The organism is Gordonia ajococcus (assembly GCF_012974285.1).
Taxonomy (GTDB): Bacteria; Actinomycetota; Actinomycetes; order Mycobacteriales; family Mycobacteriaceae; genus Gordonia; species Gordonia amicalis.
Genome location: NZ_CP052884.1, coordinates 268439 through 294729 on the forward strand (window position 1 = coordinate 268439; position 26291 = coordinate 294729).

Here is a 26291-nt window from a genome sequence, read left to right on the forward strand (position 1 = left end):
TCAGCTCCTCTCCAGCCGGGCGGACCGGAACCGGACGGCTTTGTCGGACCGGACCGTGTACCCCTGGAGGTTCTTCGAAAACGCTTGCGTGGCAGAGGGGTTGTACAGGTACAGGTAACTCACGTCATCGGCTATCCGGCGGGCGGCGTCCGCGTAGACAGCCTTGCGGGCTGGGACGTCGAGCTCGGTACGTCCCCGGTCGAGCAGTGCGTCCACCTGAGGGTTCGAATACTTCTGCGCGTTCGACGTGCCCTTCGAATGATGCTGTGCGTAGTAGAAGTCGTCGGGATCGATGTTGCCGAGCCAGCCGAGCAGCAGGGCGTCGAAGTCGCCGGAGGCCTGGCGGTCGAGCCAGGCACCGAAGTCGAGTTGCTCGATCTTGACGGTGACGCCGATGTCCTCGAGGTTCGACGCGATGACCTGCGCGGCGGTCACGGTCTCGGGATACTCGGTGGTGACCATGAGCCGCATGTCCATCGACCCGATACCCGCCTGGCGCAACAGGTCTTTCGCCTTGTCGACGGCCTGAGCACGGTCGAGGCCCGCGGTGTAGCGGTCGTAGGGCGCGAACCACGGACTGGTCGACGGGATCGCGAGTTCGTTGGGTGTCGCGGTGCCGTACCCGACGACCTGCGCGATCGACCGGCGGTCGATGGCGTAGGCGACGGCCTGACGGACGCGGGTGTCCGCGAAGGGCTTGGCGTCGAAGTTCATCGTGATGTACCAGTAGTCGTTCGCCACCACGGTGCCCACCTCGAGCGTGTCGTCCCGCGACAAGATACTCAGCTGTTGTGCGGGAATCGCGTCCGTCCAGTCGATCTCGCCGGAGCGGAGTGCCGACACCGCCGTCGTCCCCAGGGAGATGAAGGTGTAGTTCACGCCGTCGATCGCGGGCGGACCGCCCCAGTAATCGGGGTTCGACTTCAGCACGATCGACGCGCCGGGGGAGCGGGAGACGAACGAGAACGGGCCGGTGCCCACGGGTTTTGTCGCAATCTCGCCGGATTGGACGTTGCGCCGGTTGACGATCGCCAGTCCTTTGAAGCCGCCGATGTTGGTCAGCAGGTTCGGGGTGGGTTCGCGGACCGTGAATCGTACGCGCCGGTCGTCGAGGGCGGTGATCGACTCGACGGCCTCGAGTTTCCAGGCGTTGGACAGTTCTTCGTCGAGGATGCGACGGAACGAGAACTCGACATCGGCGGCCGTCAGGGGATCGCCGTTGTGGAACGTGACCCCCGGTCGCAACAGGAACGTCCACTGTCGGGCGTCGGGGCTGACGTCCCAGCTCTGCGCGAGAGCCGGCTGCATCTGCAGGTTCTCGTCGGGTTCGACGAGGGTGTCGAAGACGTTCTCGAGGACCTCGAAGGTGAAGTACGAGCTGGATTTCTGCGGATCGAGCTGGTCGGGTTCGCCGGCGATGGCCACCCGCAGCGTGTTGGGCGAGACCGACGACCCGCCGCATGCGGCCAGTGCCGACGCGCCGAGGAGCGCGGTACCGGTGACCCCCGCGGCCTTGAAGAAGGTACGCCTGCTCAGGCGAGATGGACGATTCACCCGACCGACCCCCTGCGTCGACCACGAGGCCGACCCACCGGGTGAATCGGTCATCGCTGTCCTCCCACCCGGTGATCGTGAGTGTTCACTCGCTCGGTCACACCTGGGGTCTGCATTGTCCGTGTTCTGCAGTGTGCCTCAGCGGGAGGACCCGTGCAACCGCGCCGGTCCGGGGTTGACGAACTCAGGGTTCGCGGCGAATACGGTTGACGACCAATCGAATCAGCCGTTGACCTTCGCGATCACGTTGTCCGCGTACCAGTTCAGGTGATCGATCTTGGTCTGGAGTGGCTCGGTGTCCTGACCCATCACATAGGGCAGGCGGAAACCGACGATCACATCGGTGATTCCCTTGTCCTCCAGCCGTTTACAGCCATCAACGGTGTATGCGTCCATCGAGATCACGTGGATCTCGAACGGATCGTTGGTTTTGCCCTCGGCCTTGCGGATCTCGTTGATGCGGTCCAGGAGGCATCGAGTTCCTCCGGCGGGCCGCCGCCGTGCATCCAGCCGTCGCCGCGGATCACTGCGCGACGGAGCGCGGCATCGGCGTGACCGCCCACCAGCAGCGGGATCGGCTCGGTGGGGGCGGGCGTCATCTTGATCTTCGGGATGTCGTAGAACTCGCCGTGGAACTCGAAGTACTCGCCCGTGGTGAGTCCGCGGATGATGTCCATGCATTCGTCCATGCGCTTGCCGCGGCGACGGAAGTCGACGCCCATGAAGTCGTAGTCCTCGGGCCACGGACTCGTGCCGACGCCGAGCGCGAGGCGATTGCCGGTGAGGTACGCGACCGAACTCGCCTGCTTGGCGACCAGGGCCGGCGGCCGGACGGGGAGTTTGAGCACGAACGGGGTGAACCGGATGGTCGAGGTGACCGCGCCCAGTGCTGCGGCCTGGATGAAGGTCTCGATGAACGCCTTACCGTCGAGGAACTCGCGGTTGCCGTCGGGTGTGTATGGATACTTGGCGTCCGATTCCTCGGGGTAGGCGAGGGAGTCGGGAATGGTGAAGCCGGCGTAGCCCGCTTTCTCCGCGGCCTGCGCGAGCGGCGCGTAGTACGACGGATCGGTCATGGCCTCGGCGAAGGTGAACCGCATCTTGCTCCTCGGGACGTGCAGACGGAACTCTCCCCACAGTAGAACACGTTCTAATTCGGTGGCGAAGGTTTGCACTCCCGCGCAGTTCAGGAGGGTTGGACGCCGCGCTCCCGGAGTCCGTTGAGCGGATTGTTCTCCCGTGCACCCGGACCGGGGTGGACGCGGAGGTCGGCCAGTTCGACCCGCTCCCCGCAGGCCGAGCAATGCGGCTCGACGGTCATCGTGCTGCCGCAGCTGTGGGTGGACTCCACGGGTGGGCCGCCGTCGGTGGCCCACTTGTCGCCCCACTGCCGCAGTGCGGTGATCACCGTCCAGAGGTCGCGCCCCTTGTCGGTGAGCCGGTAGTCGTAGCGGACCGGATTGTCCTGATAGGGCTCTTTGGTCATCACCCCGTGGTCGACGAGGGTGTCCAATCGCTGGGTCAGGACGTTGCGTGCGATTCCGAGCCGCGTGGAGAACTCGTCGAATCGAGTCACGCCGAAGAGTGCGTCTCGAACGATCAGCAGCGTCCACCATTCGCCGACGATCTCCAGGCTCTGGGCGACCGAGCAGTTCATGTCGGTGAAAGAGGCGCGACGCATGACTCCGACGATAGTGGGTTGCGTGAAGCAACTCAACCTGCTTGCATGAGTTGCATGAAACAACTCAGCAGGCAGCGCGATGCTGTCGACGAATTGGCCGAAGAATTCGGGGCACTACGAGTCGGCCGCGGGAAGTGGGCGGCGACGATCGACCGGAGCTGGTGGGGATGGTCGGGCCCGTTCGGCGGTGCGATCGTCGCGCTGGCGGTGCGCGTCGCGGTAGATGCGGTCCCGGGGGCGTCGGTCCGGGCGGTGGACCTGCGGTTCGTCGGCAAACCGGCCGGCGGTGAGATTCTCCTGACGTCATCGGTGCGCGAGGTCGGACGTCACACGCGGATCGTCGACGTTGCCGTGACCCAGGGAGCCGCCGAGATCGGGGTCGCATCGGTGACGGCGGGACGGGTCGGCGAGGCCGATGACGGCGACATCGTCGACGTCGCGGAGCCGGTGCCGGGTCCGGAGGGGCTCGCGCAGTTCAGCATCCCGCCGGAGATCGTCCCCATGGGCGGTCACCTCGACCTTCGTCCGGTCGACGGTCCGCTGCCGCTCACCGGCGCGGACGAGGCGTGGATGCGCGCATGGATCGTCACGCGTACCCCCATGGCGCTCGACGCCGCGTACCTCGGTCTGCTGGCCGATTGTCTGCCGCCTGCGGTCTTCCCCACGTTGGCCGCGCCGCTCGCCATCCCGACCGTCGCATTCTCCATGCACATCACGGCGCCGCTTGACGACCCCGAACCCGCACCGGTCCTGGTGCACACCCGCAACATCTCGACCTCGGGCGGCTGGTCCGTCGACGACACCACCCTCCGTGACCGCGGCGGCCGGCTCCTCGCCTCCGCCCGCCAGAGTCGCCGCGTCGTCGGGTGGTCCGCCCGATGACCACCACACCGACCCAAATCGGCTCGCCCGCTGCGTCATCGACTCTCGCCCGGCCCGGGCTCACACTCCTCATCTTGTCCGGCGCCGCGTTCATGGCCAGCCTGGACGTGTTCATCGTCAACGTCGCCTTCGACGACATCAGTTCGGACTTCGACGGCTCGACCCTTTCCCAGATGTCCTGGATCCCCAACGCCTACGCGATTCTCTACGCGGCGCTGCTGGTTCCGGCGGGGCGGATCGTCGACCGTTACGGGCGTAAGGGCGGCTTTCTGTTCGGTCTCGCACTCTTCACGGTCGCGAGTGCGGCGTGCGCTGCGGCTCAGGGAGTTTGGTGGCTGATCGCGTTCCGTGCGCTGCAGGCCGTCGGTGCGGCGATCCTGACGCCGGTCAGTCTCGGGCTGGTGGTGTCGACGCTGCCGCCGGAGCGTCGTGCCCGTGGGGTGAAGATCTGGGCGGCGACCGGCGCGCTCGCCGCCGCGTTCGGCCCCGCGGTCGGTGGTGTCCTGGTCGAGGCGTCGTGGCGGTGGGTGTTCCTGGTGAACATCCCGGTGGGCATCGCGGCACTGGTCGCGGGTGCGATCATCCTCGTGCGCTCCCGAAACGACGCTGTGACAGCGTTTCCCGACGCGCTGGGGGCTGCGCTGCTGGTGGTCTCGGTGGGGGCGTTGACCCTGGGCCTGGTTCAGGGCAGCGATTGGGGATGGTCGGACCCCCGGATCACCGGCGCGTGGATCGTGGCGCTGATGGCGTTCGCCGGGTTCGTGTTGAGTTCACGACGCCACGCCGAACCGGTCATCGATCCGGCACTGCTCCGGATTCGCACGTTCTCCTCCGCCAACATCGCCATGCTGCTCTTCTCGATCCCGTTCGCCGGCGCTCTGCTCGCCAACATCCTGTGGTTGCAACAGGTCTGGGGATTCTCGGCGATCGCCACCGGGCTGGCCGTGTCCACCGGACCGCTTATGGTCCCGATCTTCGCCGCCGTCGCCGACCGCCTCAGCTCACGGGTCCCGGTGGGTGTCATCGTGGCCGCCGGGTGCGTCCTGTTCGCCGTCGGGATCGCGATGGTCGCGCTGTCGGTCGACGCCACCCCGGATTTCGCGACCGAGATGCTACCGGGCTGGCTCATCGGCGGCGTCGGCGTGGGATTCGCGCTGCCGTCGATCCTGTCTTCCGCGACCGCCGATCTGCCTGCACATCAGGCGGCCACCGGTAGTGCGGTCGTCAACATGAGCCGCCAGGTCGGAATGTCGTTGGGAGTCAGCCTGTTCGTCGCGATCGTCGGTACCGCGGTGATCTACGACGACGTGCGCGACGCCTTCGTGTCGGCGTGGTGGGCGCTGGCCGCGATCGGGGTGGTCGGCGGCGTGGTCGCGCTCGGCATGACCCCGCGTGCCGGGCGTTAGAAGAGTTGCGGCAGTTGGTCTCGGTATACGGGACCAACTGCCTCAACAATTCTGGGGGCGCCTCAGGGGCGCGTGAATCGCTCCCGCCGGCCCAGCCCCCGGAGTCGCACCCACTCGGCGAACCCCTTCGGATCACGTTGCTGCACAAGGAAGAACCAGCCGAAGCGGGCGTATTCCTGGGGGAGCAGCCTGCGCATGCCGGGCTGGCTCATCAGGTAGCCGCGGTTGCGGTAGGTGAAGTAACGCTTGACGTCGTTGTCCGGGTACTGGGTGTGCATGCGGCCGCCCAGGATCGGCCGGAACTCGGCGGACCCGTCCGGATGCAGGTAGCCGGCGCGCAGGCAGGTCCCGAACTTCACACCGGAACGCACCAGGCGCCGGTGCACCTCGACCTCGTCGCCGCGGAAGAAGAGCCGGAGGTCGGGGACGCCGACCTGCTCGAGGCACTCCGCCGAGAACAGAGCGCCATTGAACAGCGAGGCGATGCCGGGCAACAGATCGTCCTCTTGCGCTTCACCGTCGGCAACATTCGACCCGCTCGCTCCGCTCCCGGCGTCGGAAAAGAGCTCAGAACGCTTGCGGCGCCACACGAGTCCGCGGCGCAGCGGGAAGGCGAGGGTGTCGGGATCGTCGAGGTTGGCGACGACCGGTGACACCTCGTCGAGGTCGTGACGCTTCGCGCAGTCGAGCAGCGTCGAGAGCACCGCCGGCCCGTCGGGCCGCCCGTCGTCGTCGGCGCACCAGACCCAGTCGGCGCCGAGAGCGAGTGCGTGGAGCATACCCAGCGCGAAGCCGCCAGCGCCGCCGAGGTTGCGCTGCGAACCGAGATAGGTGGTGGGAACCGGCTGAGCCGCAACGAGTTCGGCGACCTCGGGTTCGTCGGCGTTGTCGACGACGATGAGGTGATCGACGGGCCGGTCCTGTCCGGACACCACGGCCAGGGATTCGGCGAGCAGTTCGACGCGGCGGTGGGTCACCACCACCGCGATCACCGTCTCCGGCCGGACCTGGGTCACTGAGCCGTGCCCTCGGCGTCGGCCTTGACCTGCGCGATCACCTCGCGGACGTGAGCCGCGGCCCCCGGGCCCTCGTAGGCGCCGACGACCTCTTCGATGCCGCCTTCCATGCGGACCTCGCCCTTGTCGATCCACAGCGCCCGATCGCAGAGCTGCGCGAGGAACTCGTTGGAGTGGCTGGCGAAGACCAGGATTCCGGAGCGTTCGACGAGCGACTGCAGACGACCGCGGGCCTTGCGCATGAAGTCGGCGTCGACTGCGCCGATGCCCTCGTCGAGGATGAGGATCTCCGGATCGATCGACGTCACGACACCCAGTGCGATGCGTACGCGCATACCCGTGGAGTAGGTCCGCAGCGGCATCTGCAGATAGTCGCCGAGCTCGGTGAACTCTGCGATGTCGTCGATCTTCTTCAGCATCTCCTTGCGGGTCATGCCGAGGAACATGCCGCGGATGATGATGTTCTCGTAGCCGGAGATCTCCGGGTCCATGCCGACGCCGAGATCGAAGACCGGAGCCACGCGGCCATGCACCCGGCACGCCCCACGGGTGGGTTCGTAGATGCCCGACAGCAGACGCAGCAGCGTCGACTTGCCGGCACCGTTGTGACCGACCAGCCCGATGCGGTCGCCGTGCTTGAGGTGCAGATTGATGTTCTTGAGCGCCTCGACGACCACCACGTTCGACGCGTTGGAGCCGATCACGCCGCCCGCCGCACCGAGCACCGACTTCTTCAGCGAACGCGTCTTGGCGTCGAAGATCGGGAAGTCGACGCACGCGTCCCACGTGTCGACGCGGACCCGGTTGTCCCCGAGGTTGTTGTTTCTGGCCATCAGTCTCGTCCCTACACCCAGTACGCCACGCGGGCGCGGTAGTTGCGCATCACCAGCATGCCCAGAATCCAGCCGACCGCGGTGCAGCCCAGCACAACGGCCCAGTGGTAGAACTCCACCGGCTCGCCGAGCAGCGGTCCGCGCGCGATCTCCAGGTAGTGGAACATCGGGTTCAGCTCGACGAGCTTCAACCGCGACGACGTCTCGCCCGTCGCGCTCCCCAGGCTGGACGTGGTCCAGATGATCGGCGTCATGAAGAACACCAGCTGGACCACCGTGGTGAGGAGCTGGCCGATGTCGCGGAACCGCGTCGACAGGATGCCGAAGACGATGGACACCCAGATCGCGTTGAGCACGTAGAGGCCGATGGCGGGGATCACCAGCAGCACGGTCCAGTCGAGGGGCGGCGGGAAGATCAGGAAGATCACGACGATGATCACCACGTTGTGCGCGAAGATGATCAACGCCCGCCACACGACGCGGTAGACGTGCACGCTGACCGGCGCCGGCAGCTGCTTGATCAGCCCCTCGTTCTTCGAGAAGACCTCCGCACCGTCGAGGATCGAGCTCTGGATGAAGTTCCAGAAGATGAACCCGAGCGCGACGTACGGCAGGAACACCTTGATGTCCATGCCGAACAGTTCGCCGTAGAGCAGTCCCATCGCGATCGCGGTGACGCCGGTCGCGATGACGATCCAGAGTGGTCCGAGCACCGAGCGGCGATACCGCTGCTTGATGTCCTGCCAACCCAGATGTAGCCACAGTTCGCGGCTGGCGAGACCGTCACGGAGGTCTTTGGCACCGCGCGCGAACGTGCGCGACTCAGAACTCTCGGGACGCGCGGGTATCGCGTCGTCGTCTAGTACCGCTGACACGAGGAGTCAGCGTACCCGCGATAGGAGTCGACCGGTTCAGAGGTACTGGCCTCAGAGGTATTGTCCGGGGCTGTTGCTGTGCGCTCCGCCGGGTGCGGGCATGCCCGGTGGCAGTGCGCCCTGTCGCATCTGCTCGAGCTGGGCGCGCGCGGCCATCTGCTGGGCGAACAGCGCCGTCTGGATGCCGTGGAACAGTCCTTCGAGCCAGCCGACGAGCTGGGCCTGCGCGATCCGGAGCTCGGCGTCCGACGGCGTCCCCTCGTCGGAGAACGGGAGCGCGAGCCGCTCGAGCTCTTCGCGCAGCTCGGGGGCGAGACCGTCCTCGAGTTCGCGGATGGACGACTGGTGGATCTCACGCAGCCGGTTCCGCGACGCGTCGTCGAGCGGAGCGGCACGCACCTCCTCGAGCAGCTGCTTGATCATCGTGCCGATGCGCATGACCTTGGCGGGCTGCTCGACCATGTCGGCGAGGCTCGACGACTCCGACGTCTCGTCGTCGGGTTTCGACTCGTCCACGCCTGCGCCCACGACGATCACGTCGTCGGAGCCGCCGGCGCCAAAGGGGCGGCCGGGCATCGAACCGGGTCCTGGGGTGCCATCCGTTGCCATGGTCTCCATTGTGCCCATTCGCCCCGACCGGGACCTCTCGGGCACGCCGATCGTTCGAGTCCCTGCACTTGACGGACGCGATGATCGGCCCGACGACGGGCGTCTATCCTCGTGCCATGCCTTTCGACGTCGCCTATGTGCGTGGATTGATTCCATCGCTGGGCGACGGCTGGATTCACCTCGACCCCCAGGCGGGGATGCAGGTCCCGGATTCGGTCGCCACCGCGGTGACCACCAGCTTCCGGCATCTGGCCGCGGCTCCCGGCGGGGTGTACCCGTCGGCCCGTGCCACCGCGGAGGTCACCGACAGCGCCCGCCGTGCGATCGCCGACCTCGTCGGTGGCGACGCCGCGGGAGTGGTCATCGGACCGTCGCGCTACTCCCTGCTGGCCTGCCTGGCCGAGGCCCTCTCACCGCACGCGTTCCTGCGCGGCGACGTGGTGGTGACCCGGCAGGACGACGAGCCGAACATCGTCCCGTGGGTACGGGCCGCCGAACGGTATGCCGGCCGCATCCGGTGGGCCGAGGTGGACGTGGAGACCGGCGCCCTGCCCGCGTGGCAGTTCGGCGACCTCATCACGCCCGAGACCGAGGTCGTCGCGGTGACCCTGGCCTCGTCGACGACCGGGGCGATCACGGACATCGGCGAGATCACGCCGCTGGTCCGCGGTGCGGGCGCGCTCTTCGTCGTCGACGCCACCAACGCCGCTCCCTACCTGTCCTTGGACATCCATGAGCTGGGCGCCGACGTGCTCGTGGTGTCCGCCGAGCGCTGGGGCGGTCCGCGGATGTCGGCGATGGTGTTCCGCGAACCCCACGTCATCGACCGCCTGCGACTGATGTCGATGGATCCCGGTGCCAAGGGCCCGGCCCGGCTCGAACCCGAACCGCATCAGGGGTCGATGCTGGCCGGTCTGGTGGCCTCGGTCGAACACATCGCCGGGCTGGACGAGGACGGTATCGGGAAACGCCGCCGGCGCCTGGTCACCTCGCTCGACGGCGTCTACGAGTACCTGCAACGGTTGACCTATTACCTGGTCACGACGTTGACCCAGCTCAACCACGTCAACGTGGTCGGCACGGAGGAGAACCGGGTGCCGCTGGTGAGCTTCACGGTCGACGGCGTCAGTGCCGACAAGGTGGTCCGCCGGCTCGCCGACAACGGCGTGTGCGCGCTCGCCGACGTCCCCAACCGAGCGCTGGTGCGGATGGGTGCCCCGGAGTTCGGGGGTGCTGTCACGGTGGGCCTCGCACCTTATTCGACGCCGTACGAGGTCGACCACCTGGTGCGGACGCTTGGTTCGCTCGCCTGAGCAGAGGACAGTCCGCTACGCACGGTATTCACTATTGCGCGTAGCAAATTAATGCCAGTGTAGGTTGTCCTGTTGTGTCGGGAAAGAAGGAAGATCGAGCCCCGGGTCCTCCGCGGTCACTCACCTCAGCCGAGGCCGAGAGCTGGCTCAACCTCGTCGACGGGGGGTGGGCGCTGTTCGCGCGCGTCAACGACGAGTTCGTGAAGCGTGGGCTGTCGCTGTCGGACCTCCGCATCCTGGAGGCGATCGAGTTGTCGCCGAAGCTGGGGGTCAGTGAGGTCGCAGACGCCGTGCACATGCGCGTGAGCACGGTGTCGCGCATGATCGCGCGGCTCAGTGAGGTCGGCGACGTCGAACGTCTCGAATCCAAGACCGACGGCCGGCATCGACTCGTCCAGCTGACCGACCGGGGCCGCCAGACCCTCGCCGCCCACGTCCACCTCCGCGACCGGGTCATCCGGAAGTTCGTCGTCGACGCGATGAGTCCCGAAGAGTTCGCCGCGCTGGGGACGGCCTTCCGCAAGATCAGGGCGGCGGTCGACGCCCCCGACGAGGAGTCCGCGCCGGGGGCGATCTGACCTATCCGACCGTCAGCAGCACCTTCCCGATGGCGTCACCGCTGTTGAGGTGGTCGTGTGCGGCAGCCGCGTCGGCGAGCGGGAAGGTGCGGTCGACGACCGGCTTGACCTTCCCGTCCTCGATCAACGGCCACGTGCGGGCCACCGTCGCCGCCACCACGTGGGCCTTGCCACCCTGACCGTGAACCGGGCGGGCGCGCAGCGTGGTGCCCATCACCGACAGGCGTTTGGCGAGCAGCAGGCCGATGGGGAGTTCGGCCTTCGTGCCGCCCTGCATCCCGATGATCACGAGACGACCGTCGGTGCTCAGTGCCTTGAGGTTCGACGACAGGTACTTGGCGCCGATGATGTCGAGGATGACGTCGGCGCCGCCGTTGTCCTTCAGGATTTGCGCGAAATCGTCACGCGTGTAGTCGATCAGGATCTCGGCGCCGTATTCGCGGCACCGGTCCAGCTTGGCCTGGGTGCGGGCGGTGACCGCGACCCGGGCGCCCATCGCATGCGCGACCTGCGTCGCGTGGGTGCCGATGCCGCTCGACCCGCCATGGACGAGGAGCAGTTCGCCCGTGCTCAGGTGCGCGGTGTCGAAGACATTCGACGACACGGTGCACGCGACCTCGGGCAGCGCGGCCGCCGACACGAGGTCGACGCCCCGCGGAACCTGCATGACCTGCTCGGCGGGAACCGCGACCTTCTCCGCGTAGCCGCCACCGGCCAGGAGTGCGCACACCTCGTCGCCCACCGCCCAGCCGGCCACCTGGTCACCCAGTGCGGAGATCCGGCCGGACACCTCGAGGCCGAGCGTCTCCGACGCACCGGGCGGCGGCGGGTAGTTGCCGGCCCGCTGGAGGATGTCGGCACGGTTGACACCGGCCGCCACCACGTCGATCACCACCTCACCGACAGCCGGTGACGGATCGGGTACGTCCTGCACGGACAGGTTCTCGGATTCGACGACGATGGCTTTCACCCTGTCGATGGTTCCACAGCGACGTGATCGTCCGCGGGAATCGGGTCGGGCCTGTCATGTTGCGCGGGAGAGCCTCACGTACTCTTTCCTCTCAGGGAAGCGTGGCAGAGCGGCCGAATGCACTCGCCTTGAAAGCGAGCGTGGGTAAAACCACCGGGGGTTCAAATCCCTCCGCTTCCGCCAAGAGGGCCGATGGGGCGGCGGATTATCATCTTCGCCGTGCAGTACTCGCGTTTCGTGGCCATCGGTGACAGTCAGACAGAGGGTCTGGGAGACCCTCACCCGGAGTGGGAGTTCCGCGGCTGGGCCGACCGCCTCGCCGAGCGGATGGCGGCGTTCAACCCGGATCTGCAGTACGCCAACCTGGCCATCCGCGGGAAACGCACGCGGCAGGTTCTCGAAGATCAACTCGAGCCGGCGCTGGCCCTGCGACCGGACCTCATCGCCGCACCGCTCGGCATGAACGACGTGATCGGCCGCTCCGACCTCACCCAGGTGCACGAAGACCTCGACACGATCTATCGCCGGCTCGCGGGCTCGGGCGCCACGGTCATCGTGTCGACCTTCCCGAACATCGTCCGCACCATCCCGTTCGCCGCCCGCAAGGAAGCCCGGCTGCTGGAGCTCAACGAGATGAATCGCGGGTTCGCCGCGACCTACGGCTTTCTCCTCGTCGACCTCCATGCTGCACCGGTGCTGACCGATCCGCGGTCGTGGTCGTCGGACCGCCTGCACGCCTCGCCGTTCGGACATGAGCGGTTCGCCGACGCTGCCGCGCACGCCCTCGGTCTGCCCGACAGCACCGCAGACTGGGGCAGCCCACTGCCACCCGCTCGGGCACCGCACCGGGTGGCCGCCCTGGCCGGTGACACCCGGTGGGCGGTGGAGTTCTTCACGCCATGGCTGATCCGCAAGTTCCGCGGGGTCTCCCTCGGCGACGGCCGTGAACCCAAACGGCCGTCACTGACCCCGATGAACGTTCGCGATGTCTGAGGGCGGGAGAGTGTGCGACACCGGCCTGACCGTTGCGTCGTTCAACGTCAACGGGATTCGGGCGGCACGGCGCCGCGGGTTCGACGACTGGCTGATCCGGCGGAACCCGGACGTGGCCGGCCTACAGGAACTGCGGTGCGGTGCCGACGACGTCGGGGAGTTCGCCGGTTACACCGCAGCGATCGACGTCGGCACGATCCCGGGACGAAACGGGGTGGCGATCCTGACGCGCACGGCACCTGCCGCGGTGCGCACCTGGCTGACCCATCCGCCGAAGGCACGCGGGCTGAACGCTTTCGCACACGAGGGGCGGTACGTCGAGGTCGATCTGGCCGACCGGCCGCTGACCGTCGCCAACATCTACCTACCCAAGGGAGGTCTGCCCGCGGAGTTGCAGCGGCCCGGCTCGATGCGGGAGAAGCCCGACGGTGGCGCCAAACATGCACGCAAGCAACGGTTCCTGGCGGGGTTCGCCCGCGAACTGCAGCGCAACCGGCTCGCGGCACAACGCGCCGGGCGGGATTTCCTGCTACTCGGTGACCTCAACGTCGCCCATCTCGAACACGACGTCACCAACTGGCGCGCCGCTCGCAAGATGGAGGGCTTCCTGCCCGAGGAGCGGGAGTGGTTCGGTGAGATCACCGGTCCGCGCCGCCTCGTCGACGTGGTGCGTGCGCTGCACGGCGACCGACCGGGGCCGCTGACCTGGTGGAGCTGGGCGGGGGAGTCCTTCGTCAAGGACGTCGGCTGGCGGATCGACCACCACCTCGCGACACCCGGACTCGCGCGTCGGGCGCAGCGGGTCGAGGTCGACAAGGAACCCGCGCCCGAACTGCGGCTGTCGGATCACGCGCCGCTCGTCGTCGAATACGCCGAGTGACTCTGCGAGGGCGGGGTCAGACGACGGTGAGCACCGCCTGCAGGTACTCCCACTCCATGTGGCCGTCGGTGAAGTAGCGGTCGGCGAGCTCGGCGATGGCGGTGTCGAGTTCGGCGACGCGGGTCGGGTCGTCGGCGATGTTCCGGTAGGTCACGATCGTCGGGCCGTAGTAAGCCTTGAAGAAGTCCCGGAACGCGGCGCCGTCGGAGAACTCGTCGATCTTCACCGTCGTGGTGGTGAACCGGTGATCGGTCACTCGGTCGCCGAAGAGGGAGCGCACGTGGTCGGTGCTGCCCCACAGCGGGCCGGGCTGCGCTCCGGGCGGCGGCGGTGGTGCGTACGGCTTCATCACGCCGAACAGCTCACCGATGAAACCCGTTGGCGTCCAGTTGATCAGACCGATCCGTCCGCCGGGTCGTACAACGCGGACGAGTTCGTCGGCGCACTTCTGGTGATTCGGCGCGAACATGACGCCGACGCAGGACGTCGCGATGTCGAAGTCGTCGTCGTCGAACGGGAGGTCCTCGGCATCGGCGGTGCGCCAGGTGATGCCCAGATCGCCGTGTCGCGATTCGCCGGTCTCCAGCAGCTCGGGCGTGAGGTCGGTCGCGACGACGTGTCCACCGGCCCGGGCCGCGGGCACCGCGACGTTGCCGGCCCCGGCCGCGACGTCGAGGACCTTCTCGCCGGACTTGATGTGCAGCGCGTCGACGAGTCGCCTGCCGAGCGGGGTGATCAGGTCGGCGACGGCGGGATAGTCGCCCGCCGCCCACAGTTTGCGATGGCGCGCCTTGATCTCGGCGTCGAACGGCGTGGGCTGGGTCGTGGTCATGATGTGTCCTCGTCGTGGTCGTGTCGATGTTCGTATCCGGACACCACGAGCTTCCGCCGTCGGGGCGACTTCCCTCTAGGCCAACATCTGTACCGACTCCGGTTCACATTCTGTACTGGTCATCGTGGTGCGGCGGGTGTGTACTTGGATTCATCGACGCAAGGGAGGATGCGATGACGTCGTATGGACAGTTCTGCCCGGTCGCCAAGGCCATGGAGCTCCTCGACGAGCGCTGGACGATCCTGATCGTTCGCGAAATGCTGCTGGGCAGTCGTCATTTCAACGAACTACGACGCGGCGTCCCGAAGATGTCGCCGGCGCTGCTCACCAAGCGGCTGCGCAATCTGGAGCGGGCCGGAGTCATCCGCCGGTCCGAGGTCGGTGGTCGTTCGGTGTACTCACTAACGGACATGGGTGAGGAACTGACCACGGTGGTGGAGGCGTTGAGTGCGTGGGGGATTCGCTGGGTCGGCGATCTCGGAGACGCCGATCTCGATCCGCACCTGCTGATGTGGGACATGCGCCGGACCGTCCCGGTCGATCAATGGCCGCGCCGTCGAACCGTGGTGCAGTTCATGTTTCGCGATGTGATCGGCAAGGCGCGCACCTGGTATCTGGTGGTCTCGGGGGACGACGCGCAGGTGTGTGACTTCGATCCCGGTTACGAGGTCGACGCCACCGTCGCGACCGATTTGAGAACCCTCACCGAGATCTGGCGCGGCGACATCGACTGGCGGTACGCGCTGAGCACCGATCGTGCCGAGATCACCGCCCCGGCGGAGGTCGCCCGAGAGGTGCCGGCGTGGATCGGACAGAGTGTGTCGGCTGCGATCCCGCGGCCGGCGTGACCTCGATACGGTCCTCGGCTGGCGCCTCGGACCTACTCGGCCGGCGGGATGTCAGCGCAATCCGACCGAGCGCATCAGGATCGGCCAGGACACGTGCAGCTCGTCCTTCCAGTACCCCCATTTGTGGGTTCCGCTGGGCCGCAGGTTGGTGGTGTAGGGGATGCCGAGCCGGGACAGGCGGTTGCTCATCTGCCCGGTGCAGGACCAGCTGCCGAACTCGCCGAATGATGCCCTGGACGGTCTCGCCGATCGGGTCGGCGACCAGGTTGTTGTACCGGCCGGGGACCCCGTTGCCCGACGACATGTAGATGGTCTTGCCGCGGAGCTTCTCCGCGTTCACATAGGGATCGTGCGCGCTCCACTCCGGATCGCCGAACGGGCCCCACATGTTGGTCGCATCGCCGCCGCCGCGGCTCACGTCCCACCGGGTGAGCAGCTGGTTCTGCGGGCTCGAGATGTTGGCGCAGTCGCTGTAACCCGCCACTCCGCTGTACAGCGCGGGCCGTCGGGTCGCGAGGGTCAGTGCCGCGACCCCGCCCATCGATGCCCCGGCGATGGCGTTGCGCCCGTTGCCGTCGAACTCATCGTCTATCAGCGGGGGCAGTTCCTCGGTCAGGAACGTCTCGTACATGTACTTCTTGCCGACACCGGGATCGACTGTGCGCCAATCGGTGTAATAACTGTGCGGATCGCCGACCGGCGTCACGACCGTCAGCTTCTCGCCGGCGGCCAGCTTCTGCAGATCCGTCATCGCGTACCAGCCCGACTCCTCGTCGTGGGCTTCGGCGCCCTCGAGCATGTACAGCGTGGGCCGTTTGGTGTCACCCGCCGGATGTTGCACGTCGACGGTGATCTCGCGGCCCATCGACGGCGACCAGACCTCGAGTCGCTCGCGGCCGTCGAACGCCGTCGTCGACACGATGCGCGCGGTGTCGTCGTCGGCGAGCGCCGACGGAACACCCGGGATGAGCGCAAGCGCGACGAGGGACGCTCCGACCGCACCCGCGGCCCCGGTCAGTGTTCGGCGTCGTTGCATGCGGCATCCCCTCGTCGGCGATCGGTCGACCTGTCGAGTATGGGGCAGATGTGACTGGAGGGACAGGTGTTGTGATCTGATCGCAACGAGCGAGGCAGGCGAAGAGGTTGGCCGCCTAGGCGACGTCGCGTCGCAGGGTCGTGAGCCGGCCGACGACGGCGAACGCCGCGATGTAGACCAGCATCACCACGGCCCCCGCCCACTGGGGGAGGAGATCCGAGGCGCCCTCGCCCATGCTGGCGAAGAAGGTCGTACCCACCAGGGCATCGGCAGCCGAACCGGGAAGGAACTTCGAGACCGACGTGGTGACGTCGAAGGAGCCCAGGGCGATCCGGGCGATCGGCTCGACGAGCTGGGTGAATGCCAGCAGGATGACGATCGCGGCCACCTGATTGGAGACCACCGCGCCGAAGGCGACGCCCATCGCCGTCCACAACACCATCACCAGCATCGACAGGGCGATGACCTCGATGGTCGAACCGTCGCCGAGGAAGGCGCCGTCGCCGAGGATGGCGAGGATCGGGGCGACGGTCGCCACGACCGCGAGCGTGCCGAGGATGCCGTACAGTGCACCGATCGGAATGCCCGCGATCAGCTTGGCCGACAATAGGATTCCGCGCCGTGGCTCGACCAGGAGGCTGGCGGTGATGGTCTTGTGGCGGAACTCGCCGGTCACCGCCAGGCTGCCGATGACCAGGGCGAACACGTAGCCGATCGGAGAGGTCAACGCGTAGATCGACCGCGCGAGATCACCGCCCGACAGCAGCACCGGACGGTTCATGGCGTCCTCCGCGGTCATCGAAAAGGCAAGGACCGCACCGATGAACGCCAGATAGCCGACCATGGCGATGAGCAGCACCCACCACATCCGGGTGGAGACGAACTTGCGGTACTCCGCGACCAGTGCCGCCTTCATCGCACAGCTCCCATCGACGGTGTGGGCGAACCGGTCAGGTGCAGGAACACGGTCTCGAGATCGGCACCGGCGTCGGTGAGTTCATGCAGTTCGATACCGGCGCCGAATGCGGCGGAGCCGACGGTCGCCGTGTCGACACCGTGCACGCGGAAGCCGCCGGGGGCGTCCTCGATCCGCCAGTCGCGCTCGCGTGCCAGGGCCACGAACGACGCGGGGCCCGGGGTGCGGACCCTGACCGCGTGGACGGCGAGGTCCTCGAACTCGGTGAGGGTCGACGCCCGGACGAGTCGACCGTTGCTGATGACCACCACATCGTCGACGGTGCTGCGCACCTCTGCCAGAACGTGACTCGAGAGGAGCACCGTCCGACCTTCGTGAGCCAGCGATCGGAAGAGTCCGCGTAGCCAGACGATGCCCTGGGGATCGAGGCCGTTCGCCGGTTCGTCGAGGATGATGACCCGGGGATCACCGAGCAATGCCGTTGCCAGGCCGAGGCGCTGACGCATACCCATCGAATAGCCGCCGACCCGGCGGTCCGCGGCCTCGGTGAGCCCGACGAAGTCCAGCACCTCCCGGCACCGCGCCGTCGACACCCCTACCTGTGGGGCCAGAGCCTTCAGATGCCACAGTCCCGTGCGGCCCGGGTGGAAGCTCGAGGCCTCCAGCGCCGCCCCGACTTCCTGTGCGGGCCGGCGGATCTGCCGATACGGGCGGTCGCCGATGAGGGCGCGTCCGGCCGTCGGTTCGACGAGACCCAGCAGCATCCGCAGGGTGGTCGTCTTGCCCGAACCGTTCGGGCCGAGGAAACCGGTCACGCGTCCCGCCGCGACCGTGAAGGACAGGTCGTCGACCGCGGCGACCGCACCGAAGCGCTTGGTCAGTCCGTCGATCGTGATGGCAGGAGAGTTCACCGTCGTGTCACAACCAATCGCGGCGTCGGAAGGAGATGTAGAGACTCAGCACGACAACAACTATCAAACAGATGCTCATGATGAAACCGAATGTGTTGAGATATCCCGGGAATGGCACATTCTGTCCGTAGAAGCCGGTGATGGCGGTCGGTACCGCGATGATCGCGGCCCATGCCGTGAGCTTCTTCATCACCGTGTTCAACCGCGCGTCGGCGAGCGTCAGGTTCGTCTCGAAGACGGTCGTGATCATGTCCCGCAACGACTCGGTCCACTCCGACGCGCGCAGGGCATGGTCGTACAGATCCGAGAAGTGCGGATCGAGTTCGGGCGGGGCGTTGTTCTCGAAGCGACGCCGCTGGATGCCGGCGATCACCTCGCGCATCGGTAGGACCACCCGCCGCAACACGACGAGGTCCTTGCGGAGATCGTAGGTGCGGCGCTGGAGTTCCCGCCCCGGGACGCGCTCGTCGAAGAGCAGCGCCTCGAGGTCCTCGATCTCGTCGTCGAGCCGCTGGACCGCGTCGAAATGTCCGTCGACGACGACGTCGAGCAGGCCGTGGACGAGTGCGCCCATGCCGTGTTGCATCGCGCTGCTCTCCGTCCAGCGCCGGACCACCTCGTCCATGTCGAACCCCGGCGTCGGGCGCACGGTGATCAGGGCGTTCCGCTTGACGAAGATCGAGATGCGGTGCAGGTCGAACATTCGCGCGTGACCGTTCATCGACGCGCGGAAGTCGGTCCCCGACACCCTCTCCGACACCTCGTCGGACGGCTCTGCATCGGCGTCGGACGAGGCGTCGCCGTCGTGCAGCGCGATCGCGTAGACCATCACGAACGTGTGGCCCGAGTACACCACCGTCTTGACCCGTTCGGCCGCCGCGACGGTGTCCTCGACCGCGAAGGGATCCAGATCGATCTCTGCGGCGACCCGCGACAGCGTCTCGTGGGAGGGGCATTCCAGGTCGGCCCAGATGAGGGTGTCGGGATCGCCGGAGTCGAGGCAGTCGGAGATCACGTCGAGGTCGAAGCCGTCGGGGTCGAATGCACCGACGGCCTCGCCGTTGCGCCAGATCTGGCCGCGTACCCGCTCGCTCGCAGAGTGTCCGGTACCGGCCGCGACGGAATCGGTCATGCGCACATCGTGTCATCCCGGACCACCGGTTGGCCTCCGGGGGAGATCATGGTCACCCAGGCGTGTCGGAGACCGCGGGTAGCATCGAAGCCGGTGTCTGCAGATACGGGGCGCGGACCGATTCTTCCAGTAAGGCGGCAGTGGCATGGTCGACAAGGGCCCGGAAGGGCAGGGCTCGAGAGGGCACCGGCGGATGCCCGCGCGCACGAGCGATCAGATCCGCGAGTGGTGCGACCGGTCGTCGGTGCCGGGTGAGCGGCGCGAGCTGTCCGACACCGCCGCACTGCTGGTGGCGGCGGGCTACCTGACACCCGGGGGCCGCGCGATCGTGGTGCGGAGGATCTCCACCGGCCGGCCGATGCCGACGGTCCCCGCCGGGTTCGGCGACCTGCGCCGCCTGCAGCGGGCGATCTTCCAGCTCGAACACCAGTTGTCCAGCCCGGTCGTGCCGAGCGTCGTCGGCGCGGTGCTGAGGAACCGGTTGAACGGGCTGCAACGGCGCCGCGACGACGCGCGCAAGTACATCGTGACCGCCAAGGGCGTCCTCGCCTCCGGGACGCGGGCGATCCGCCGCGAGCGCCGCGAGAACATCTATCTCGAGATCGAGGAACGCGAGCGGCTCTTCGCCGGGCTGTTGTGCACGCCGACACCCAACGTCAACTCCTCGGGCTACGTCCGGCGCGCGGGTACTGCGGCCATCGACCGCATCGCCGGCGTCGTCGGGCAGGTCGCCGCGAAGTCGGGCAATCCGCAGGCCGGGCAGTGGGCCGATCAGCTGTTCGCGACCGGACGCGACGTGCCGGGCGGGGCCCCGCGGGCGGCGAACTTCGTCGACGGCTACGAGACCCTCCTGTTCATCGCGGGGCACTACTACGACCGCATCGTCGGCAACCCCGCATGGCGCTCCGACCACTTCGAGGTACAGCGCACCCAGGTCAACCTGCACGCCGAGCTCGCCGAGATCGCCGCCGACGTGATCGCCCTGCGAGCCGTCCGCATCGACCTCGACCGCGCGAAACGCAACGGCGGTTTCGATCGCACCTTCGCGGCCCAGATCGACCAGCGCGAGACCACGCTCCGGCCGGTGTGGACCGAACTCATCGATCGTGTGCAGGCGCTCGGCGAGGTCGCCCACGTCGTCGAGTCGGCGGCCGACGAACTCCAGGTGCTCGCCGAATACAACAAGGCGATGACCCTGGACGACCGCATCGACGCGCTGATCGCGCGGTCGGGTGATCGGGAGATCTCGGTCGACAACGCCAAGCGTCTCACCGAACAGGTGCGCAGCGGCGAAGAGCAGCTTCGGATCTACCGAGATGTGTTACAGGGCAACATCGCCCGGATATCCCCGGCCGTGCCGCGGGAGCTACCGGCCCGCTACGAGCCGTCGTGACCAGGCCTTGAGGTAGTCCTTCTCCTCGGAGCTGAGGCGTCGAAGCGTGTGTTTCTCGACGTCGACGACCGCCATCTGCGTGCTCGCCACGCACGCCGGCCGGCTGTCCGGGTCGGCGGTCGCGCCCCGGATCTCATAGCCGATGGTGAAGTCGACCGACCGAAAGTTCTTGATCCACATACCGATTAGCAGCGGCGAGTCGTCGTGTCGGAGTTGGGCCTGATATCGGATGTCGACGTGGACTATCATCGCGCTGGTGATCAGAGGGGCGTACTCCTCGCCGGCGCTGAGAAGCCATGCGATGCGGGCCTCCTCCATGAGAGTCACCATGCGCGCGTGATTGATGTGTCCGAAGGCGTCCATGTCCGACCACCGGACCGGGATGTCGGCGACGAACGCGTACCCGTTGTCGTTCAGATCCCCGTCGTCGGGCTTGTCTTTCGGTGAGTTCTGCCCGCTCGGAGGTTTGTGCATCGTCGACTTTCGCTCGGGGACACCGTTTGTGTGGTGGTTGGTATCGGATCGGCCACTTTCGCGACGTCTCGACCTGCCGACCGGCAGGTAGTCTGACAGTCTAGATGTCGCCACGCGTCCAGATCGGTCGGCGCGGAGCACATGCATGGCGAACGAGGACTTCCGGTGCGGTCGGGGTTTGCCGGGTAGGGAGTTTGACATGAGATCGAGGCGCTTGATCGCGGGTCTTGCCAGTCTGGTGATGACGGCTGCGTTGACCCCCGTGGTGGCCCATGCAGCACCGCGGGCAGTCGAACCGAAACCTGTCGCCCGCATCGCCAAGGCCGTGAAGATGAGTGCCCTGCGCACCGACATCTGGGTGTTCTCGCCGGCCATGAACGACCGCATACGCGTGTCCGTGCTGACTCCCGCGGGTGCCACCTCTCCGCGGTCGACGGTGTACATGCTCGACGGCGCCGGTAACTACAAGGACGTCAGCGACTGGATCACCAAGGGACGTGCCGGCCGGTTCTTCGCCGACAAGAACGTCAACGTGGTGCTCCCCGCCGGGGCATCGGGGACCTTCTACACCGACTGGAAGCAGCGGGACGCGAAGCTCGGCAAACCGATGTGGGAGACGTTCCTGACCAAGGAGCTGCCACCGCTCGTCGACGAGAGGTTCAACGGCAACGGGCGTAACGCGATCATCGGCCTGTCCATGGGCGGGCAGGCAGCGTTCGCGCTCACCGTGCGGAACCCGGCGATGTACACCGGTGTCGCATCCCTCAGTGGTTGTCCGCCTGTGTCGGGCCCGTTCAACGAGGCGTATGTGCGCTCGACGGTCGGCCGGGACGGCGGCGACGCGACCAACATGTGGGGGCCCTTCGGCTCCGCCGGGTGGCGTGCGCACGATCCGAACCACCATCTGGACAAACTCCGCGGGAAGAACATCTTCATCGCCGCGGGTTCCGGTGCGGTCGGTCCGCTCGACCTGCAGCGCCGGATCGAACCCGAAGAAGGGTCTCGCGACGTCGTGACGGCGTCGTCGTCGGCTCTCGAGCTCGGCGCCTACCGTTGTTCGCTGGAGTTCGCGGTGACCCTGCGCGCCGCGGGCATCCCGTACACCGACGGCTTCCGCCTCATCGGCACCCACACCTGGGGTTACTGGGAACGCGACCTGGCCGTGGCGTGGCCGACGATCGCACGCGGTCTCTAGGCCCGCGGGCCGTCCCAGTTCTCGGCGAACCGCAGGAAGACGTCGTCCTCCTCGGCGTTGGTGACCGTCACCCGAACGCCGTCACCGTCGAACGGTCGGATCACCACACCGGCGTCGATGCCGGCACGCGCGAAGTCCATCGCCGCGGCACCCAGATCGAGCCAGACGAAGTTGGCCTGTGAGTCGGGTACCCGGTAGCCGGCGGCACGCAGACGTTCGGTGACGCGAGCACGTTCGGCGACCACGGCGTCGGTGCGGGCGAGGAGTTCGTCCCCGGCCTCGAGGCTCGCGATCGCGGCGGTCTGGGCGAGGCTGTTCACCGAGAACGGCACGTGGACCTTTCCCAGCGCGGTGATGACCTCGGGGTCGGCGATCGCGTAACCGATGCGGAGGCCGGCGAGGCCGTACGCCTTGGAGAAGGTGCGCAGGATCACCAGGTTGGGGAACTCCCGACGGAGTTCGAGTGCGTCGTAGGCCTGGTTCTCCGGCAGGCGCAGGTACTCGAAGTACGCCTCGTCGAGCACGACGAGGACATCCGACGGCACGTTCTGCAGGAACGTGCGGAGGTCGGCCTCCCCGACGACCGTGCCGGTGGGGTTGTTGGGGTTGCACACGAAGATGAGGCGGGTGCGTTCGGTGACAGCTGCGGCCATCGCCTCGAGGTCGTAGGTCAGGTCGTCGGTGAGCGGCACCTGAACCGGCGTCGCACCCGCGACGCGAGTGGCGAGGGGATATGTCTCGAACGAGCGCCACCCGAACACCACCTCGTCGCCGGGTCCGCTGGTGATGAGGATCAGGTTCTGGCAGAGGATGACCGATCCGCAGCCCACCCGGACCTCGTCCTCGGTGACGCCCAGCTTCTTGGACAGCGCGGCGGTGAGTTCGACGATCCCGTTGTCGGGATAGCGGTTGACTCCCGCCACCGCCGCGGCGATGGCCTCGATGACGCTGGGCAGAGGACCCTCGGGGACCTCGTTGCTCGCGAGCTTGACGGACCCGGGAAACGTCTTGCCCGGTACGTACACAGGAAGGTCGTCGAGATCGGGTCGGATTCGCAGGCTCACCAGACCAATGTAGGCCGCACCGCGGAACGGGCAAAAACCGGCTCTGACCAAACGGTTTGCTTGTGGACGCGAAGGGTGTGTAACCTTTCGTCCGGCAGTTCGAAAGGACTCCGCCAAGGAGGCGTGCCAGAGCGGCCGAATGGGACTCACTGCTAATGAGTTGTCTCGCTAAAACGGGACCGGAGGTTCAAATCCTCTCGCCTCCGCCACCGCAGTCGGCCGACGGCGGTACAACTGAATAACACGCGCCCGTAGCTCAACGGATAGAGCATCTGACTACGGATCAGAAGGTTTGGGGTTCGAATCCCTACGGGCGCACAGAGAATCCCCAGGTCGATATGGCCTGGGGATTTCTACATGTGGGCGATGGTAGGTGTCCACTCCGCTGACCCGACCGCCCATGGGCTAGGCACCTCACCCCGGCTGGGACTGCCTATCGTGCGGGCCGAACACCTTCGATGACATCGATGAAGACCGGCAACGGCATTCCCGCCAGCAGCGGGGTGCCGTTGATCCAGAACGCCGGCGTCGGGGGTATGAACAGACTCTTCGCGAGGCGGAGGTCGGACTCGATGTCGAGGTCGAAAGTGCCACCGCGCATATCGCTTCCGAACCGTTCGAGATCGGTGACCCCCGCTCGCCGGGCGAACGCCGTGAGTGACTCTTCGGTGAATTCGGGTTGCCGGTCTGCCGGGGCGCCCTCCATCACCACCCGTACGAATTCCCAGAACCGGTCCTGAGCGGCGGCCGCTCGGCCGGCACGCGCCGCGAGCCAGGATTGCGGCCCCGCCATCGGGGCGTCGCGCCACTCGACGCGGAGTATCCCGGTATCGACGTAGCGGTCGACCAGTGCCGGCTGGATCTCCCGGGTGAACACGATGCAGTACTCGCAGCGGAAGTCCTCGAAGACCACCATGGTGACGGGAGCGTCGGCGGCCCCGAAGACGAGCGGGTCGTCGTCGGTACGTCGGGGGACATCCCCGGCCGGACCCAGGTTGGTGTTCATCATCATCGTCGCCGCCGGTGCGGTGACCTCAGGGGCCGACGGTTCCTCCCAGGGTCGCGTCAGCGCCGCGGTGACCAGCGTTGCCACGAGCACGGCACCCAGCGCCACGGCCCATCGCGAGCGTCGGGTCGTGCGTCGTCGTGGTCGCCCACCGTCGGGGCCCGGGGTTCGGGTCGAATCGCCAGAAGAACTCACGTGCCCACTATGCCCGACAATCAACTAAGTTCCATAGTCGATTACTATCTGGCTTAGTAATCGACTCGAAGCGGAGGCATTGTTGACCGAGAAGCGTTCACCCGTGACGTTCTGGCTGGTGGCGGGCGTCATCGTCGCAACAGCCATCGCCCTGATCGCCTTTGTGGTGGTCATAGACTCCGACGACCCGCAACCTCCTGCGCGGGCCGGTACCGACAGCACCGGTGACTACCTCTACGACATCGGCCTCGAACGACGCGACCCACAGGATCCGCTGGCGTTGGGTCGGGTGGATGCTCCGGTCACCTTGATCGTGTTCACCGACTACCAGTGTCCGTTCTGCGCCAAGTGGTCGCACGACACGCTGCCCACGATGATCGAGCGTGCCGAGGCAGGAGAGCTGCGCATCGAGTTCCGTGACGTCAACGTCTTCGGCGAGGCGTCCACACGGGCCGCCCGGGCCGCGTATGCGGCTGCGCTGCAAGGGCGTTTCCTCGACTATCACCACGCCTTGTATCCGGAGGGTCGGCCGCGGAAGGGTGACGGGCTGTCCACGGAGGGCTTGATCGCGACGTCGGCGGAGCTGGGACTCGACGTCGACCGCTTCCGGTCGGACATGGAGTCTGCGGCGACCCGGAAGGCAATCGCGGAGAACGAAGAACTGGGGGCCGCCGCCGGCGCCTACTCGACCCCGTCGTTCATTCTCGGCGGACAGCCCATCGCGGGTGCCCAGCCGACCCAGGTGTTCGTCGACGCGCTCGACGAACTGACCACCGCGGAAGGCAACTAGCGTGGATGTGGGCTTGATCGCCGCCTTCGCCGGCGGCGTGCTCGCATTGCTGAGCCCCTGTGGCGCACTGCTGCTCCCGGCGTTCTTCGCATCCTCGGTGGGCGCGCGCGGGCGACTGGTCGTGCATGCCGCGATCTTCTACGCCGGACTCCTGATCACACTGTTGCCGGTGGGGATGGGTGTCGGAGCGCTGGCGTCGAGACTCACCGAGCACCGATCGACGATCATCGCCGTCGCCGCACTTCTCATCGTGATGCTGGGTGTGCTGCAGCTCTTCGGTCGAGGCTTCGACCTGGGCCGGTTGGTTCCGGGTATGTCCCGGGTACAGCAGCAGTCGATGGCACGCACCGGGCTGGTGAAGACGTTGTTGCTCGGTGCGGTCAGCGGGGTCACCGGGTTCTGCACCGGACCGATCCTCGGTGCCGTGATCACGATGGCCGCGTCCCGCGGAATCGGCGGGGCCGCACTGCTGCTCGCGGTGTACGCACTGGGGATGGTGGTGCCGCTGTTGATCCTCGCCGTGCTGTGGACACGAATCGGGGAGGCGGGGCGCGCACGACTTCGTGGACGCGAGGTGTCGCTCGGACGTCTGCGGTTGCACACCACCCACCTGATCGCCGGTGGCCTGCTGATCGCCGTCGGCGTCGTGTTCTGGCTCACCAATGGGTTCGTCGGGGCCCCGGAGCCGATCGGGATCGACGCCCAGGGCTGGCTACAGAACGCGGCGGGCATGCTGGCCACACCGATCGTCGACATCATCGCGATCGCGGTGCTGGCCACGGTGGTGCTCACCTGGTGGTGGCGTCGATCGAGTAGGGCGCGCGTGGTCGGTCGGCCCGACGCAACGGGCCTCGACGACGAACATCCGTCCGCACGATCAGTCGCGGCTGAGGAGGCCTGACCGACGAC

General features: G+C 67.2%; 26 protein-coding genes, 3 tRNA genes and 1 pseudogene. 14 read left to right on the forward strand and 16 right to left on the reverse strand.

The features are described from left to right. From GAA2_RS01070 to GAA2_RS01080, 3 genes and pseudogenes are all read right to left on the reverse strand, one after another. Positions 1 to 1608 carry an ABC transporter substrate-binding protein gene (locus GAA2_RS01070; RefSeq protein WP_236577754.1) on the reverse strand — a complete coding sequence of 536 codons (1608 nt, stop codon included), beginning with the start codon at positions 1606 to 1608 and terminating at the stop codon, positions 1 to 3. 168 nt (positions 1609 to 1776) lie between these two features. Then, positions 1777 to 2654: pseudogene (locus GAA2_RS01075) on the reverse strand (TIGR03619 family F420-dependent LLM class oxidoreductase). 86 nt (positions 2655 to 2740) lie between these two features. After that, positions 2741 to 3235 (reverse strand): winged helix-turn-helix transcriptional regulator, encoded by a 495-nt coding sequence (locus GAA2_RS01080; protein ID WP_159406267.1) that lies wholly within the window; start codon positions 3233 to 3235, stop codon positions 2741 to 2743. Between the two features lie 54 nt (positions 3236 to 3289). Between GAA2_RS01080 and GAA2_RS01085 the strand changes: the two genes are divergently transcribed. Together GAA2_RS01085 and GAA2_RS01090 are read left to right on the forward strand one after the other, a co-directional pair. Further along, positions 3290 to 4117: an acyl-CoA thioesterase gene (locus GAA2_RS01085; RefSeq protein WP_159406271.1), complete on the forward strand. Its 828-nt coding sequence runs from the start codon at positions 3290 to 3292 to the stop codon at positions 4115 to 4117. After that, complete coding sequence (locus tag GAA2_RS01090; RefSeq protein ID WP_096274884.1) at positions 4114 to 5523, forward strand: DHA2 family efflux MFS transporter permease subunit; 1410 nt, start codon at positions 4114 to 4116, stop codon at positions 5521 to 5523. The genes GAA2_RS01085 and GAA2_RS01090 overlap by 4 nt, the downstream gene beginning before the upstream one ends. A 62-nt stretch (positions 5524 to 5585) precedes the next feature. On the opposite strand, the gene GAA2_RS01095 is transcribed toward GAA2_RS01090, so the two are convergent. From GAA2_RS01095 to GAA2_RS01110, 4 genes are read right to left on the reverse strand one after another with little or no spacing between them, the layout of a single operon-like run. Next, complete coding sequence (locus GAA2_RS01095) at positions 5586 to 6539, reverse strand: glycosyltransferase (protein ID WP_006438632.1); 954 nt, start codon at positions 6537 to 6539, stop codon at positions 5586 to 5588. Further along, entirely contained in the window at positions 6536 to 7372 is an 837-nt protein-coding gene (locus GAA2_RS01100) for an ABC transporter ATP-binding protein (RefSeq protein ID WP_006438631.1), read from the reverse strand. Before GAA2_RS01100 ends, GAA2_RS01095 begins: the two co-directional genes overlap by 4 nt. Positions 7373 to 7383: 11 nt before the next feature. Next, positions 7384 to 8247: an ABC transporter permease gene (locus tag GAA2_RS01105; protein WP_191834660.1), complete on the reverse strand. Its 864-nt coding sequence runs from the start codon at positions 8245 to 8247 to the stop codon at positions 7384 to 7386. Between the two features lie 51 nt (positions 8248 to 8298). Continuing rightward, positions 8299 to 8856 carry a bacterial proteasome activator family protein gene (locus tag GAA2_RS01110; protein WP_024498773.1) on the reverse strand — a complete coding sequence of 186 codons (558 nt, stop codon included), beginning with the start codon at positions 8854 to 8856 and terminating at the stop codon, positions 8299 to 8301. Between the two features lie 116 nt (positions 8857 to 8972). Between GAA2_RS01110 and GAA2_RS01115 the strand changes: the two genes are divergently transcribed. Beyond that, a complete protein-coding gene (locus tag GAA2_RS01115; RefSeq protein ID WP_006438628.1) occupies positions 8973 to 10169 on the forward strand; it encodes a cysteine desulfurase-like protein in 1197 nt (398 codons plus the stop codon). 74 nt (positions 10170 to 10243) lie between these two features. Beyond that, complete coding sequence (locus GAA2_RS01120; RefSeq protein WP_006438627.1) at positions 10244 to 10747, forward strand: MarR family winged helix-turn-helix transcriptional regulator; 504 nt, start codon at positions 10244 to 10246, stop codon at positions 10745 to 10747. A gap of 1 nt (position 10748) precedes the next feature. Here the strand turns inward: GAA2_RS01120 and GAA2_RS01125 are convergent, their stop codons facing one another. Further along, the gene (locus GAA2_RS01125) at positions 10749 to 11717 is read right to left on the reverse strand and encodes an NAD(P)H-quinone oxidoreductase (protein WP_191834661.1); all 969 of its coding nucleotides are present in this window, start codon (positions 11715 to 11717) and stop codon (positions 10749 to 10751) included. Positions 11718 to 11812: 95 nt separating this feature from the next. On the opposite strand from GAA2_RS01125, the gene GAA2_RS01130 reads away from it, so the two are divergent. From GAA2_RS01130 to GAA2_RS01140, 3 genes are all read left to right on the forward strand, one after another. After that, positions 11813 to 11900: transfer RNA gene (locus GAA2_RS01130), tRNA-Ser, on the forward strand. 9 nt (positions 11901 to 11909) lie between these two features. After that, positions 11910 to 12710, forward strand: coding sequence for an SGNH/GDSL hydrolase family protein (locus tag GAA2_RS01135; RefSeq protein ID WP_191834662.1), 801 nt, complete (start codon positions 11910 to 11912; stop codon positions 12708 to 12710). Beyond that, positions 12703 to 13590 (forward strand): exodeoxyribonuclease III, encoded by an 888-nt coding sequence (locus tag GAA2_RS01140; protein ID WP_191834663.1) that lies wholly within the window; start codon positions 12703 to 12705, stop codon positions 13588 to 13590. The genes GAA2_RS01135 and GAA2_RS01140 overlap by 8 nt, the downstream gene beginning before the upstream one ends. A 16-nt stretch (positions 13591 to 13606) precedes the next feature. Here GAA2_RS01140 and GAA2_RS01145 read toward each other — a convergent pair whose 3' ends face one another. Next, positions 13607 to 14422, reverse strand: coding sequence for a class I SAM-dependent methyltransferase (locus tag GAA2_RS01145; RefSeq protein ID WP_006438747.1), 816 nt, complete (start codon positions 14420 to 14422; stop codon positions 13607 to 13609). Between the two features lie 173 nt (positions 14423 to 14595). Here GAA2_RS01145 and GAA2_RS01150 point away from each other — a divergent pair, with 173 nt between their 5' ends. After that, positions 14596 to 15270, forward strand: coding sequence for a winged helix-turn-helix transcriptional regulator (locus tag GAA2_RS01150; RefSeq protein WP_006438748.1), 675 nt, complete (start codon positions 14596 to 14598; stop codon positions 15268 to 15270). Here GAA2_RS01150 and GAA2_RS01155 read toward each other — a convergent pair. The 4 genes from GAA2_RS01155 to GAA2_RS01170 all read right to left on the reverse strand — a co-directional run bounded on the left by GAA2_RS01155 (position 15188) and on the right by GAA2_RS01170 (position 19265). Beyond that, positions 15188 to 16306 (reverse strand): alpha/beta hydrolase, encoded by a 1119-nt coding sequence (locus tag GAA2_RS01155; RefSeq protein WP_248664685.1) that lies wholly within the window; start codon positions 16304 to 16306, stop codon positions 15188 to 15190. The two genes, GAA2_RS01150 and GAA2_RS01155, sit on opposite strands and share 83 nt — an antisense overlap. A 115-nt stretch (positions 16307 to 16421) precedes the next feature. Further along, positions 16422 to 17222, reverse strand: coding sequence for an ABC transporter permease subunit (locus tag GAA2_RS01160; protein ID WP_006438750.1), 801 nt, complete (start codon positions 17220 to 17222; stop codon positions 16422 to 16424). Next, positions 17219 to 18133, reverse strand: a complete 915-nt coding sequence (locus GAA2_RS01165; RefSeq protein WP_006438751.1) for an ABC transporter ATP-binding protein — start codon at positions 18131 to 18133, stop codon at positions 17219 to 17221. The genes GAA2_RS01160 and GAA2_RS01165 overlap by 4 nt, the downstream gene beginning before the upstream one ends. A gap of 7 nt (positions 18134 to 18140) precedes the next feature. Next, positions 18141 to 19265, reverse strand: a complete 1125-nt coding sequence (locus GAA2_RS01170) for a magnesium transporter CorA family protein (protein WP_024498769.1) — start codon at positions 19263 to 19265, stop codon at positions 18141 to 18143. 145 nt (positions 19266 to 19410) lie between these two features. Between GAA2_RS01170 and GAA2_RS01175 the strand changes: the two genes are divergently transcribed. After that, on the forward strand, positions 19411 to 20658 hold the full coding sequence (locus GAA2_RS01175) for a hypothetical protein (RefSeq protein ID WP_024498768.1): 1248 nt from the start codon (positions 19411 to 19413) through the stop codon (positions 20656 to 20658). Here the strand turns inward: GAA2_RS01175 and GAA2_RS01180 are convergent. After that, entirely contained in the window at positions 20632 to 21132 is a 501-nt protein-coding gene (locus GAA2_RS01180) for an acyl-CoA thioesterase (protein WP_006438754.1), read from the reverse strand. The two genes, GAA2_RS01175 and GAA2_RS01180, sit on opposite strands and share 27 nt — an antisense overlap. A gap of 199 nt (positions 21133 to 21331) precedes the next feature. Between GAA2_RS01180 and GAA2_RS01185 the strand changes: the two genes are divergently transcribed. Continuing rightward, positions 21332 to 22327, forward strand: a complete 996-nt coding sequence (locus GAA2_RS01185; protein ID WP_035760424.1) for an alpha/beta hydrolase — start codon at positions 21332 to 21334, stop codon at positions 22325 to 22327. Here the strand turns inward: GAA2_RS01185 and hisC are convergent. Further along, positions 22324 to 23391 carry a histidinol-phosphate transaminase gene (hisC, locus tag GAA2_RS01190; protein WP_191834664.1) on the reverse strand — a complete coding sequence of 356 codons (1068 nt, stop codon included), beginning with the start codon at positions 23389 to 23391 and terminating at the stop codon, positions 22324 to 22326. The genes GAA2_RS01185 and hisC overlap by 4 nt on opposite strands. A gap of 117 nt (positions 23392 to 23508) precedes the next feature. Here hisC and GAA2_RS01195 point away from each other — a divergent pair. Then, a tRNA-Ser gene (locus tag GAA2_RS01195) sits at positions 23509 to 23600 on the forward strand. Between the two features lie 36 nt (positions 23601 to 23636). Then, positions 23637 to 23709, forward strand: a tRNA-Arg gene (locus tag GAA2_RS01200). Between the two features lie 115 nt (positions 23710 to 23824). Here the strand turns inward: GAA2_RS01200 and GAA2_RS01205 are convergent. Then, complete coding sequence (locus GAA2_RS01205; RefSeq protein WP_081598287.1) at positions 23825 to 24592, reverse strand: DsbA family protein; 768 nt, start codon at positions 24590 to 24592, stop codon at positions 23825 to 23827. Between the two features lie 103 nt (positions 24593 to 24695). On the opposite strand from GAA2_RS01205, the gene GAA2_RS01210 reads away from it, so the two are divergent. Both GAA2_RS01210 and GAA2_RS01215 read left to right on the forward strand, forming a co-directional pair. Then, the gene (locus GAA2_RS01210; RefSeq protein ID WP_006438758.1) at positions 24696 to 25382 is read left to right on the forward strand and encodes a DsbA family protein; all 687 of its coding nucleotides are present in this window, start codon (positions 24696 to 24698) and stop codon (positions 25380 to 25382) included. Between the two features lies 1 nt (position 25383). Further along, on the forward strand, positions 25384 to 26283 hold the full coding sequence (locus GAA2_RS01215) for a cytochrome c biogenesis CcdA family protein (protein WP_006438759.1): 900 nt from the start codon (positions 25384 to 25386) through the stop codon (positions 26281 to 26283). Positions 26284 to 26291 lie beyond the last annotated feature (8 nt).